The 12,788-nt window shown below is 51.1% G+C and carries 9 protein-coding genes; 8 read left to right on the top strand and 1 reads right to left on the bottom strand.

The window, feature by feature from the left end:
- Window positions 1-172 precede the first annotated feature (172 nt).
- The 8 genes from ON064_RS13630 (at window position 173) to dtd (ending at window position 10,724) form a co-directional block, all read left to right on the top strand.
- A complete protein-coding gene (locus ON064_RS13630) occupies window positions 173-493 on the top strand; it encodes a post-transcriptional regulator (protein ID WP_121300106.1) in 321 nt (106 codons plus the stop codon).
- 63 nt (window positions 494-556) lie between these two features.
- Window positions 557-2,833: a protein translocase subunit SecDF gene (gene secDF, locus ON064_RS13625; RefSeq protein ID WP_274625196.1), complete on the top strand. Its 2,277-nt coding sequence runs from the start codon at window positions 557-559 to the stop codon at window positions 2,831-2,833.
- A gap of 105 nt (window positions 2,834-2,938) precedes the next feature.
- Entirely contained in the window at window positions 2,939-3,379 is a 441-nt protein-coding gene (locus tag ON064_RS13620) for a LapA family protein (protein WP_274625195.1), read from the top strand.
- A gap of 84 nt (window positions 3,380-3,463) precedes the next feature.
- A complete protein-coding gene (gene recJ, locus ON064_RS13615; protein ID WP_274625194.1) occupies window positions 3,464-5,806 on the top strand; it encodes a single-stranded-DNA-specific exonuclease RecJ in 2,343 nt (780 codons plus the stop codon).
- Window positions 5,797-6,309, top strand: a complete 513-nt coding sequence (locus tag ON064_RS13610) for an adenine phosphoribosyltransferase (protein ID WP_058380980.1) — start codon at window positions 5,797-5,799, stop codon at window positions 6,307-6,309. Before recJ ends, ON064_RS13610 begins: the two co-directional genes overlap by 10 nt.
- Window positions 6,310-6,398: 89 nt before the next feature.
- Window positions 6,399-7,952, top strand: coding sequence for a glycosyl hydrolase family 28-related protein (locus ON064_RS13605; RefSeq protein ID WP_274625193.1), 1,554 nt, complete (start codon window positions 6,399-6,401; stop codon window positions 7,950-7,952).
- 117 nt (window positions 7,953-8,069) lie between these two features.
- Window positions 8,070-10,262 (top strand): RelA/SpoT family protein, encoded by a 2,193-nt coding sequence (locus ON064_RS13600; RefSeq protein WP_274625192.1) that lies wholly within the window; start codon window positions 8,070-8,072, stop codon window positions 10,260-10,262.
- 9 nt (window positions 10,263-10,271) lie between these two features.
- Window positions 10,272-10,724 carry a D-aminoacyl-tRNA deacylase gene (dtd, locus tag ON064_RS13595; protein WP_274625191.1) on the top strand — a complete coding sequence of 151 codons (453 nt, stop codon included), beginning with the start codon at window positions 10,272-10,274 and terminating at the stop codon, window positions 10,722-10,724.
- Between the two features lie 147 nt (window positions 10,725-10,871).
- Here the strand turns inward: dtd and ON064_RS13590 are convergent, their stop codons facing one another.
- Window positions 10,872-12,440: an N-acetylmuramoyl-L-alanine amidase family protein gene (locus ON064_RS13590; protein ID WP_274625190.1), complete on the bottom strand. Its 1,569-nt coding sequence runs from the start codon at window positions 12,438-12,440 to the stop codon at window positions 10,872-10,874.
- Window positions 12,441-12,788 lie beyond the last annotated feature (348 nt).

The raw sequence follows: 12,788 nt of genomic DNA, 5'->3' as shown, positions 1-12,788 counted from the left end.
GCGACCGAGGAGGCTCAAGCCATGCCCGCGGAAAGCGTCCGCCTGGAGCGATTTCATTAACTTATTTTAACCAAAATAAATTAAACAATTTTCCAAAAATTTTCATGCATTTGTTCTAAAATTTCCATCTGAGAGTTACAATGGAAACAGAACTGCAGAAAGGAGAACCGACATGATGAGCTATCCGGAAAAATACGAGCAGGTGCTGCCAGCATTGGAGAGCAAATGCAGCGAATTCACGTATTTGCAATATGAAACATTCACCCCGGAAGCCTTGTGGGATTATTGCCTGAAAAAAGCGTGGAAAAAGAAAAAAGTCGAAGACATGCGCTTGCATGAGATGGTGTCGGATATTATGGATCTGACAGCCTCCGATTTTGTCGCTTACCATCAGGTGGAGGGCTTTAAAACCGCAAACTTTTTCTCGGAAGACAGCATGGAGGACCTGCAGCAGCTTCTTCGTCCAGCGCGCCAGAAACCGCGCGGGATTTGACACCTTTTGGCACGTCACCGATAATGTAAGTGCTGTGTTCTATATTGAGGAGGAACTATACATATGAAAGCAAGATCTCGCATCATCGCCTTTTTCCTGCTGGTATTCATGCTCATCGGGCTGATTGGCACAACCAGCCTGCCGATCGCCAAAGACATCAATCTTGGGCTGGATCTGCAGGGCGGATTCGAAGTTCTTTACCAAGTGGAAGAGCTCGAAGAAGGCCAGGAAATTACAGAAGAAGTCGTTTCCGATACGACGGATGCACTGAGAAGCCGCATCGATGTACTCGGCGTCAGTGAACCGAATATTCAAATCGAAAGCGGCAACCGGATTCGCGTCCAATTGGCAGGGGTTGAAGATCAATCATCTGCCCGTGAGCTGCTTTCGACCGAAGCGAATTTATCGTTCCGCGATGCGGAGGATAATGTCATGCTATCCGGTAACGACCTCGCGCAAGGCGGTGCCACGGCCACTTTTAATCAGGAAGGCCAGCCGATCGTCACGCTTGAGTTGAACGAACCGGGCAAATTCGCCGAAGTGACTGGCGAAATTGCCCAAAAGCCGGCACCGGATAATGTGTTAGTCATCTGGCTCGATTTTGAGGAAGGCGTCGACTCCTATCAGGAAGAGCGCTTGAAAGCGGATCCGAAGTTCGTTTCCGACCCGCGCGTTTCACAGCGCATCAATTCACCGAGTGTTGAAATCTCCGGTTCCTTTACCGTAGAGGAAACGCAGAACTTGGCAGGTATCTTGAATGCCGGGGCATTGCCGGTGAAATTGGAAGAAATTTATTCGACTTCAGTCGGCGCGCAATTTGGTGAACAGGCGCTTGAACAGACGACATTCGCAGCCGGCATCGGCATCGCGGCTGTCCTCATTTTCATGCTGTTGTTCTACCGTTTCCCTGGTGCGATTGCCGTCATCACGCTTTCCGCTTACGTTTATTTGATCCTCGTGATCTTCGAATGGATTGGCGGCGTGCTGACCTTGCCGGGGATTGCAGCAATCATGCTCGGTGTCGGGATGGCAGTTGATGCCAATATCATCACCTATGAGCGGATACGCGAGGAGCTGCGGACTGGCCAGACTGTGCGGGATGCGTTCCGTGCCGGCGCCAGATCGTCGTTCTCTGCAATCATCGATGCCAATATCACGACGCTGCTTGCAGCGGCCGTCTTGTTCTATTTCGGCACTAGCTCTGTCAAAGGCTTCGCGACGATGTTGATCATTTCCATTCTCGCGAGCTTCCTGACAGCCGTATGGGGTTCTCGCCTGATGCTCGGTCTTTGGGTGTGGAGCGGATTCTTGGATAACAAGCCAGGCTGGTTCGGCTTATCGAAGAACAAGATTCATGCAAAAGAAGAAGACTTGCACATCACGGATTTGACAACGCCTTACGACCGCTTTGATTTTGCCGGCAACCGCCGTAAATTCTTTGCTGCGTCACTTGCGCTCATCTTGTCAGGGATGGTCGTGCTATCGATTTTCCAATTGAATTTGGGAATTGATTTCTCCAGTGGTACACGCGTGGAAGTTACGTCCGAATCCTCATTGTCACAAGAGGAAGTGGGAAGTTTCCTTGAAGACGCTGGTTTCCCATCGGATGACATTGTCATGGCAGGTGAAGGTTCTTCCATCGGGGTCGTTCGTTATGCAGAGGAATTCAGCCAACAGGAAATCGAGGAGTTGAAATCTGCAGCTGTAGATGAATACGGAATCGAGCCGAACGTGTCGACGGTTTCCCCGACAGTTGGGATTGAACTTGCACAAAATGCTTTGTATGCACTTGCCATCGCGGCAGTGGGCATCATTATCTATGTGGCATTCCGATTTGAATGGCGCATGGGGGTTGCTTCTGTCGTAGCATTGTTGCACGATGCATTCTTCATTGTTGCGGCATTTAGCATTCTGCGTCTTGAAGTGGATATCACCTTTATCGCGGCTGTGTTGACAATCATCGGGTATTCAATCAACGACACGATTGTCACCTTTGACCGCATTCGTGAAAACATGCGCCGCGTCAAAAAAGTGGAGACGGTCGATCAATTGGAGAGAATCGTCAATACTTCGCTGCGACAGACCTTAACACGTTCCATCAATACAGTCATGACCGTATTCCTGGTCGTGCTGGCGCTTTTGATTTTCGGCGCTGCATCGATTACGAATTTCTCGATCGCTTTATTGATTGGCTTGATTGCAGGGACGTATTCTTCGATCTTCATCGCTGCCCAGCTATGGCTCGTGTTGAAAAAACGCGAGTTGAATAAAAAAGGGCCGATCGATATCGAGAAGAAAGAACAAGAGTCGAAATGGGGCTCCGACGAACCGGTCGTTTAAGTTTAATAGGAGAAAGGGACAGGGTATAGAGTATTGATACCTTGTCCCTTTTTTTGTGTAAAAAGCGGCACGGTGTACGCAGCTGGAACAGAAAGGATGGTTCACATGAAATTGCAATGGCTCTTATTGCTCGGTCTTGTTTTTGCTATCATCATCGCGGTATTTGCAGTATTTAATGTCGACAATGTGCCGGTCAATTATGTGTTCGGCGAATCACAATGGCCGTTGATCTTGGTCATTCTCGTGTCTGCATTGCTTGGCTTCCTATTGTCGAGCATTCTTGCCATGACACGCACGTACCAATTAAAACGCAAAGTGAAGACGCTCCAAAAAGAAGTGGCGGTCAAGGAATCGCTTATCGCCACGCAGCAGAATGAAATCGCTGAATACCAGAAAGCGGGCGTCACGCCTGATGCAATGGTCGTCACCGGAGAAGAACGGACGCATGATGCAGACGAGTCGCTCCGGTCGCAGCCTAAACGCGACGAGTTCGGCGTTAACGACACAGAAGACCGTCGAGTTGACAAGCGCCGCGACGAATTGTAAAAAATGAACCTTTCGGCTAAGCGCCGAAAGGTTTTTGTCTGTCCGCTGATGTTGTATAATGTACGGGTGAGGAAGTGAAGACCAATGATAGAATCGAAAAAAAGATGGCAATTGACAACACCGGATGAACAAGCGGTCCAGGAATTACAAGAGGCGCTTTCCTTGTCTTCCGTGCTGGCGAAAATCCTCGTCACACGCGGCATCAACACGGTGGAAAAAGCGCAGGAATTTCTGGATGTTGAATTATCCGGCATACATAATCCGTTTCTGATGAAGGATATGGACGTCGCTGTGGCGCGTATCCAACAGGCGATTGAAGCGGAAGAAAAAATTCTGGTCTACGGCGATTATGATGCCGATGGCGTTACGAGCACAACGGTCATGATGACGGTGCTGGAAGACTTGGGCGCGGATGTGTCGTTCAAGATCCCGAACCGCTTTGACCATGGCTACGGCCCGAATGCGGAGTTGTTCAAAGAAGCCCATGCTGAAGGCATCGCCTTGATCGTCACGGTTGATAACGGCGTGTCAGGAATCGAGCCGGTGCGCTTGGCGAACGAACTCGGGATGGACGTCATCATCAGTGACCATCACGATATCGGCGATGAACTCCCAGCAGCACTCGCGGTCATCCATCCGCGGCATCCAGAAGGCAAGTACCCGTTCGGCGAACTGGCCGGTGTCGGTGTTGCATTCAAAATGGCACAGGCGCTTTATGGCGACATCCCGGACCATTTGACGGAGCTAGTCGCCATCGGCACGATTGCCGATTTGGTGCCGTTGCACGGTGAAAACCGCGTGCTCGTCAAAGAAGGCTTGCGTGCTTTGCAAGATTCGCCAATGCCAGCCATTGCGGCGCTCGCGGATGTAGCTGGCGTCAAGCAGCGCGACATTACGGAAGAGACAATCGGCTTCATGTTCGGCCCGCGCATCAATGCGATTGGCCGTTTGCAATCAGCAGACCCGGCCGTGCGAATGTTCATGACTGACGATCCATCGGAAGCAAGATCCCTGGCAGATGGATTGGACGTCTTGAATAAAGAACGCCAGGCGATCGTCAAGGCGATTTCCGAGCAGGCAATCGAGCAAGTGGAAGCGCGCTATGGGGAACACCTGCCACACGTCATCGTCGTGGCGCAGGAAGGGTGGAACCCTGGCGTTGTCGGCATCGTCGCCTCGAAACTGACCGAGAAGTTCTACCGCCCGTCGATTGTGTTGTCGCTCGATTTGGCGAACGGCAAAGCGAAAGGCTCGGCGCGCAGCATCGAAGGCTTCCATTTATATAATGAACTCGCCAAAAACCGCGACATCCTGCCGCATTTCGGCGGCCACCCGATGGCAGCGGGCATGACACTTGCTGCGGGAGATGTCGACGAATTGCGCGAACGTTTGAACGAACAAGCGAAAGCGTCATTAACTGCAGAAGATTTGGTGCCGGTCGTGTCGATTGATATCCCTGTGACGCTCGATGAAGTCAATACGGACACGATTGAAGGCATGCGCCGCCTAGCACCGTTCGGCATGGGTTTTGCCAAGCCGAAATTTTATTTGGAAGGCGTCAAGGTCGCCGGCATCCGCAAAATCGGTGCGAGCCAAGCGCATTTGAAGATGGAGCTGGCGCAAAACGGTTCCACTTTGGACGCAGTCGGCTTCGGTATCGGGGAGCTCGGCGATGAACTGACGCCTGATGTGAAAATTGATGTCATCGGCGATCTGCAGATCAACGAATGGAACGGCCGTAAAAAACCGCAGCTGCTAGTCGAGGATATCCGCACGGATGAGTGGCAATTATTCGATATCCGCGGCATCCGCCAAGTCAGCCGCTGGTCGAAGCTCATCCCGAAGCAAAACCAGGTATTCGTGGCTTTCCAGAAAGAAACGGAAGCTGTATTCAGTTCATTGCTAGAAGGGCCGATCGTTGCCGCACAAGCTCTCGCTGAATCGGATTCTGCGAAAGACCATCTTGTGCTGTTGGATCTGCCGGATTCAGAAGAGCAGTTGTCGACTGTTCTCAAACAGCTGCGGCCGAAGCGTGTCTATGCCCATTTCTATGCGCAGGAATCCCAATATTTCGAGCGCATCCCGGACCGCGACCAATTCAAATGGCTGTTCGGATTCGTCAAGAAGCGCGGGATGTTCGACTTCAAAAAGAACGGCGAAGAACTTGCCAAACATAAAGGCTGGAGCCGGGAAACATTATTTTTCATGCTTCAGGTGTTTTTTGAACTCGGTTTTGTTACACTTAACAATGGAATTACCGAGATTGCACAGGCTCCGGGAAAACGTGATCTGTCAGAAGCGCCGTCTTACAAGAAGCGCGAGCGGCAAATTGCCTTGGAACAAAAGCTCTTGTATGCATCCTATCGGGATCTAAAAGACTGGTTTGACGCCCAAGTGTCAGCCAAGGAGGAAGAATTATGGATTTAAAGCAATATATAACCATCGTAGAAGATTGGCCGAAGCCAGGAATCAAATTCAAGGATATTACATCTTTGATGGACAGCGGCGAAGCCTATAAATACGCAACGGACCAAATCGTCGCTTATGCGAAGACGGTCGATGCAGAACTTATCGTCGGACCGGAAGCACGCGGCTTTATCATTGGCTGCCCTGTCGCTTACGCGCTAGGAATCGGCTTTGCGCCAGTCCGCAAAGAAGGCAAATTGCCGCGTGAAGTGATTCGCGCACAATACGGCCTCGAATACGGGACAGATGTTTTGACGATGCACAAAGATGCCATCAAACCGGGGCAGCGCGTCTTGATCACAGACGATCTTTTGGCTACCGGCGGAACGATCAACGCGACGATCAACTTGGTCGAACAGCTTGGCGGCGTTGTTGTCGGCTGCGCATTTTTAATCGAATTGACTTATTTGGATGGCCGCAAGAACCTCGATGGCTACGATGTCACGACTTTGATGCAATATTAAGAAAATCACCTTGCCTTTTTGGGCAAGGTGATTTTTTTTCTGATGGTAGGGTATGGTAGAGAAAGAAACTAGCGAGAGAGGTGATTTCCATGATTGAATTGGACAGACGGTATGACCCTGTGCAAAACAATGAATTGATCGGGCAGCTGTTAAACGATGCAACTCCTCTAGAACAGACTACCAGGGAGACCGAAGCGCTGTTCAATGACATCAAGAAAGATCTCCCGCGTGTACGCATCAAACGGCCTGTCCATTTTTTCGAGAAGCTCTGGTCTGTTTTTGCCGATGAGTATGAAGTGGCGGACGATAACGGTTATGGCACCATCGTGTTTGGCCAAGACCTGTTTCCGGAATGGAAAGGCAAGTTGGACCGCGAATACAAAAAGCTCGATTCGACGATCAACCGGCGTGTCAACATACGCGATTACGGGGCGATCGGCGACGGCATCACCGATTGCACCGAAGCATTCAAGAAAGCGATCGGCAATGGGCGTGTAGAAGTGACGGTCCCGCCTGGCGTCTATATCGTCAAAGGCATCCGCGTCCCGTCATGGAGCCGGATCGTCGGGGCGGGCAAGACCGCCTCGGTTATCAAGCTGCATCCGAAAGCACCGAAGCGTTCGCGTTTATTGACGAACTCCAATTATGTGACCGGCAACCGCAATATCTCGATCGAAAGCTTGAGCCTCGACTGGAATGTGGAACGGCTCGGACAGACCGAACGCACCAATGCCTGGGGCAATTATTCAAGCTGTGTCACTTTTGCGGGTGTCACGTACGGCTGGGTACGGGATGTCGAAGCGATCAATCCCGGACTGCACTGCGTCGACATCACCTCGCCGCTTTATAATTACGCAGGCGACGGCATGCGCGGGAGGGGCGGCAGCAAGTATATCTGGGTCGATAAAGTGAACGGTTTCGGCTTCGGGGACGACGGCTTGACGACCCATCATAGCGATTATGTCTTCGTCTCGAACTGCCATTTTTCCGACCCGAGCGGGAAAGCGCATAAAAAAGGCTACTCCAATTCCAATGGCATTGAAATCGATGACGGATCGAGGCACGTCTGGCTGTTCAATAATTCGACCTCACGCTGCTTCGGCGGCATCGAAATCAAAGCGCACGCCAATTCGTCGGCAGCGTCCGGCGTTTTCATTTCCGGCCATTTGTCGGTCAATGACAACCGCTCATTCAACTTCCGGCATATCGGCCATCACTTGAGGGAAGATCCTGAATCCTTATCGGCCTATAATATCAAAGCGCAGCGCCTCGTTTCACTGGCACCTGTCGAAACGCGGCTTTATAAAGATTCATCGCCGCGCTCGTTGGTCATTTCCGGCTACCGCAATGTTGCGATCAACCGCTTCCTGTTCGAAGGCGATCCGCTCTATGATTATAAAGGGCGGCCGGCCTCCGCTGTACAGTACCGGGCTGAGCATATTTCGCTGTCGAATGGCGTGGTACGCGGCTTCCGGACCGCGGGATCTGACATTTCCATCATGGGCGGAAAGCAAAGCGCGCGCAACGTCCGTGTCAAGAACATCATGAGCGTCGACTCATCGAACAAGACCGTCGCAGTGGGCGATGACAGCAAATGGATCATGGTCGACGGCATCCGTAAACAGAAAGCAGACCGCCTGTAGCCCCTGGGGTATTTCCGGGAGATAGATGAAAACACGCAAAAGCTTTACTTTTTAGCGGAAAGTTATCTATAATAAAGAAATACTCTTCTGGAAATAAATAAAGCAAGGTGGGCAATTATGGCGAAAGATCAAGTGAGAACAGTTGAAGATGTATTCGAAATGGTTGCGTCCTATATGAATGCAGAGCACGTAGAAACGATTAAGAAGGCTTACCAGCTTGCCTATGAAGCCCATGATGGCCAATTCCGGAAATCCGGCGAACCGTATATTGTGCATCCGGTGCAAGTGGCCGGGATCCTCGCAGAATTGCAGATGGATCCGGCCACAGTCGCAGCGGGTTTTTTGCATGATGTCGTAGAAGACACCGACGTCAGCCGCGAAGACATCGTCCGCGAATTCGATGAAGAAGTCGCATTATTGGTCGATGGCGTGACGAAACTCAGCAAGATCAAGTATATGTCGAAAGAAGAACAGCAGGCGGAAAACCACCGCAAGATGTTTGTCGCGATGGCGCAGGATATCCGCGTCATCCTTATCAAGCTAGCGGACCGTCTGCATAATTTGCGTACCTTGAAATACCAATCGGTCGAAAAGCAGCGCATCAAAGCGAACGAGACGCTGGAGATCTTTGCGCCGATTGCACACCGCTTAGGGATCAATACGATCAAATGGGAGCTTGAAGACACGGCTCTCCGTTATTTGAACCCTCAGCAATATTACCGCATCGTCAATCTAATGAAGAAAAAACGCACGGAGCGGGAAGATTATTTGAATAATGTTATGGGCGAAATCCGCGTCCAGCTGGATGAGGTGGGCATTGAAGCCGATCTATTCGGGCGTCCGAAGCATATTTACAGTATTTACAAGAAAATGGCGATGCAAAACAAGCAATTCAATGAAATCTATGATTTGCTCGCTGTGCGCATCACGGTCGATAGCATCAAAGACTGTTACGCGGTGCTTGGCATCATCCATTCCACATGGAAGCCGATGCCGGGGCGCTTCAAGGATTACATCGCCATGCCGAAACAGAATTTGTACCAATCGCTGCATACGACGGTCATCGGGCCGCAGGGCGATCCTTTGGAAGTGCAGATCCGCACCGAAGAAATGCACCGCATAGCCGAATACGGGGTCGCGGCGCACTGGGCATACAAAGAAGGCAAGACTTCTGACAAGCCGCTCAGTTCCGTGGATTCCCGCCTGTCGTGGTTCCGTGAAATCCTTGATTTCCAGAACGAATCAGACAATGCGGAAGAATTCATGGAATCACTGAAATTCGACTTGTTTTCGGATATGGTCTACGTGTTCTCACCAAAAGGCGACGTTATCGAAATGCCAGACGGCTCTTGCCCAATCGATTTTGCCTACCGCGTCCATAGCGAAATCGGCAATAAGACGATCGGTGCAAAAGTGAACGGTAAAATGGTACCGCTCGATCACGAACTGCATACCGGCGACATTGTCGAAATCTTGACGTCCAAGCAATCGGTCGGCCCAAGCCGCGATTGGCTGAATATCGCCAAATCGACGCAGGCAAAAAACAAAATCAAGCAATTCTTCAAGAAGCAAGTACGCGACGACAACGTCCATAAAGGGCGCGACCTCGTCGAAAAAGAAATCAAAGCACAGGAATTCACCCAAAAAGAAGTGCTGACAGCGGAGAACATTAAACGCGTCATCGAGAAATACAATTTCGCCAGCGAAGATGATATGTATGCGGCTGTCGGGTTCAACGGCATCACCGCCCAGCAAGTCGTCAACCGTTTGGCGGAGCGCCAGCGCAAAAAGCGCGAGCAGGAAGAAGCCATCGAAAAAATCACCGTGGAAATGAAATCCAACCAGCCCAAAAAACAGACGGAATCCGGCGTCATCGTGCGCGGCATCGACAATATGATGATTCGTTTGTCGAAATGCTGCAACCCGGTGCCGGGCGATGCCATTCTCGGTTTTATCACCAAAGGCCGTGGCGTCTCGGTTCACCGCGCAGATTGCCCGAATATCCAGGCAGATGAATCCGACCGGCTGATCCCGGTCGAATGGGAAAACGCCGGGTCTCCTGAAAACAAATCGTATCAAATCGATATCGAAGTGCAGGCATACGACCGCACCGGCTTGATTAACGAAGTGATGCATATGGTCAGCGAGACGAAGACGACGATTACCGCCGTCAGCGGGCGTGCCGACAAAGACAAGATCGCAACGATCAATTTGTCGATCATGATTCCGCATATCTCTCACCTGAACCGTGTCGTGGAACGCATCAAGCAAATTCCGGACGTTTATTCGGTTACACGCGTGACGAATTAAGGAGGAGCCATGAGAGTCGTATTGCAGCGTTCAAAAAAAGCGTCCGTCACCGTTGACGGGCAAATTACCGGGGCAATCGATTCCGGCTATGTTTTATTGGTCGGCATCACCCATAGCGATAGCGAAGCGGATGCAGTTTATGCCGCCAAGAAAATTGCTGGGCTTCGCTTGTTCGAAGACGAAGACGGCAAGATGAATCGCTCGATCGAGGAAGCGGGGGGCAGCGTGCTATCAATTTCCCAGTTCACCTTGTACGGAGACGTGAAAAAAGGGCGGCGCCCGAGCTTTGTCGAAGCGGCGCGCCCGGAACAAGCGGAACCGTTGTGGCTGAAATTCAACGAGGAATTGACAAGCCACGGCCTCCAGGTCGAAACCGGCGTATTCGGCGCGATGATGGATGTCCAGCTCGTCAACGACGGGCCGGTCACCATCATCGTCGATTCGGATGGTGCCAAGAAATAACGAGAGAAAGAGGCAAGCAAATCTACTTGCCTCTTTTTTGATGGATAAAACGCCTGGAAATGATCCGTTGAAGCTTTCAACCTCAAGTTCCAATCCGCTGTTAACAAAAATGCCCCGCTTCTCATTTGAGAAGCGGGGCATTCGATTTTATTCGCTTAATTCAGAATCGAAATAGCTGATGATGCCGTTGTAAAGGCCAAGTGCCGCTTGTTCGCGGAATTGGTCGCTCGAGACGATGCGTTCTTCGTTGAAATTACTGAGGAAGCCAAGTTCGACAAGCACCGCGGCCTGGCGATTATCCCGCAAGACGAGGTAATTGCCTTTTCTTGCGCCCCGGTCATTGAGTGTCAATTTACCGGCCAAACCGCCGTTGATGTGCTCGGCCAATTTTTGCTGGTACGGATGCTGGTAATACGAAGTGAAGCCGGAAACGCTGCTGTCTTCCGTGGCATCATAATGGATGCTGATGAAGGCATCCGCCGCCACTTGATGGCTTTCGGAAACGCGGTGGCGAAGATCGACGTAAACATCGGACTGCCTCGTCATGACGACTTCCGCCCCTGCCGAGCGCAGGTGGTGGGACAAAATTTCAGCTGTTTTCAAGGTCAGGTCTTTTTCGTTCGTTTTCCGGACACCGACTGTGCCACCGTCATTGCCTCCGTGGCCCGGATCCAAGACGACTGTCAAGCCATTCAGTGTGCCGGCTTTTCTTACGGGTTGCTCTTTTTCGGCCTCGGCTGTTTCAGTGGATGTTCCTGTGCGCACGACCCAGTCGGCAATATAAGCTTGGCGGCCATCTTCAAGCGCCACTAAATACCATTGGCCTTCTTTGCCTGCGACCGATAGCTGCATGCCGGCATCCGCCCGCGTGACTACTTCTGAAGAGGTGTTCGCTTGTGCGCGCAGATTCGTGCCGTCGGTAAGGACGGTCACTTGTTCATCGGTAGAGCTTGCTTGTTGTGCGGGCTGGTCGGACAATTCGCCGTAGAAGGCGTAGACCCAGCCGGTTTCACCTTCTGCAAGTTCAAGCTGGACCCAATTACCGTTCATTCCTTTTACGTTGAATACTTGGCCTTCTTTAACGGAGGCCTGGATTTCCGCGTTTAAACTCGGTTCAGAACGGACATTCAGTGCGTCGACCGCGATGCGGAATGAAGACAGTTTTTCAAGAGCTTGAGCCTCTTCTGCCGGTTCTTTGGAAGAGGAGTCTTCCGGAGACGCGGCTTGTTGCTCAGTCAAGCTTATGTATTGTGTCGAGACGAAGCCGCGGACATTACGGAATTGGACTTCTGTCCAGTCACCGTGGCTCGCAATCACTTGTGCTTGTTCGCCGGCATTCATTTTCGACAGCACTGCGGAAGATAGATCTGCCTGCGCGCGGATGTTCAAGCTGTCGACAGAGGATACAGCGGTTTGGGCTGATGCCTCTTGTGCTTGTTCTGTGCTGACGAGCCAGGAAGCAACCCAACCTTCTGTATTGCCGTGGCGGATCTCGATCCAATCGCCGCTGCGTGAAACTTGTTGTGCTTTGTTACCTTGTTTCATCGAGCCGATCACTTCATAGCTCAAACCCGGCCCGGTCCGGATGTTGACCGTTGAGCCGGTCGCGGACACCTCGCCGTTATCTGCATGGGCAGGATTCGAAACGGCTAATGGGATCGTGCCAGATAGGGCCAAAATGAAAACCAGCAAGGTGAGTAATAATCGTCGTTGCATAGCGGGCCTCCTAAATTAAGTTCATCTTCATCATAATATCAAAAAAATCAGGCAATGTATGCAAAAGCTTGACAAGATTTCTTCAGCTGATTAAGATTGATTTATTCTACTTATATAATTTTTGCTGAAGACGGAGAAAGTAATTGCTGGCATCGACTGAAAAGAGAGGGAAAGCCCTGGGCTGAAAGCTTTCCTGCAGAGATCTGCAACGAACAACACTCTTGAGGTTCTTTACTGAACGGCGCCCCGCGCTTATTAGGCTAAGACGGTTCCGGCCGTTATCCGGACAGAGAGGGCGCAGATTGTTGCGTCAACTAGGGTGGAACCGCGGAAGCTAATTTTTAGCTC

Source organism: Planococcus sp. A6 (assembly GCF_028823615.1).
Taxonomy (GTDB): domain Bacteria; phylum Bacillota; class Bacilli; order Bacillales_A; family Planococcaceae; genus Planococcus.
This window is presented reverse-complemented; position numbering and strand designations above follow the sequence as displayed.

Coding starts and splice junctions, on each gene's coding strand:
- ON064_RS13630 (WP_121300106.1), top strand. CDS start 173: ATGATGAGCTATCCGGAAAAATACGAGCAGGTGCTGCCAGCATTGGAG.
- secDF (WP_274625196.1), top strand. CDS start 557: ATGAAAGCAAGATCTCGCATCATCGCCTTTTTCCTGCTGGTATTCATG.
- ON064_RS13620 (WP_274625195.1), top strand. CDS start 2,939: ATGAAATTGCAATGGCTCTTATTGCTCGGTCTTGTTTTTGCTATCATC.
- recJ (WP_274625194.1), top strand. CDS start 3,464: ATGATAGAATCGAAAAAAAGATGGCAATTGACAACACCGGATGAACAA.
- ON064_RS13610 (WP_058380980.1), top strand. CDS start 5,797: ATGGATTTAAAGCAATATATAACCATCGTAGAAGATTGGCCGAAGCCA.
- ON064_RS13605 (WP_274625193.1), top strand. CDS start 6,399: ATGATTGAATTGGACAGACGGTATGACCCTGTGCAAAACAATGAATTG.
- ON064_RS13600 (WP_274625192.1), top strand. CDS start 8,070: ATGGCGAAAGATCAAGTGAGAACAGTTGAAGATGTATTCGAAATGGTT.
- dtd (WP_274625191.1), top strand. CDS start 10,272: ATGAGAGTCGTATTGCAGCGTTCAAAAAAAGCGTCCGTCACCGTTGAC.
- ON064_RS13590 (WP_274625190.1), bottom strand. CDS start 12,440: ATGCAACGACGATTATTACTCACCTTGCTGGTTTTCATTTTGGCCCTA.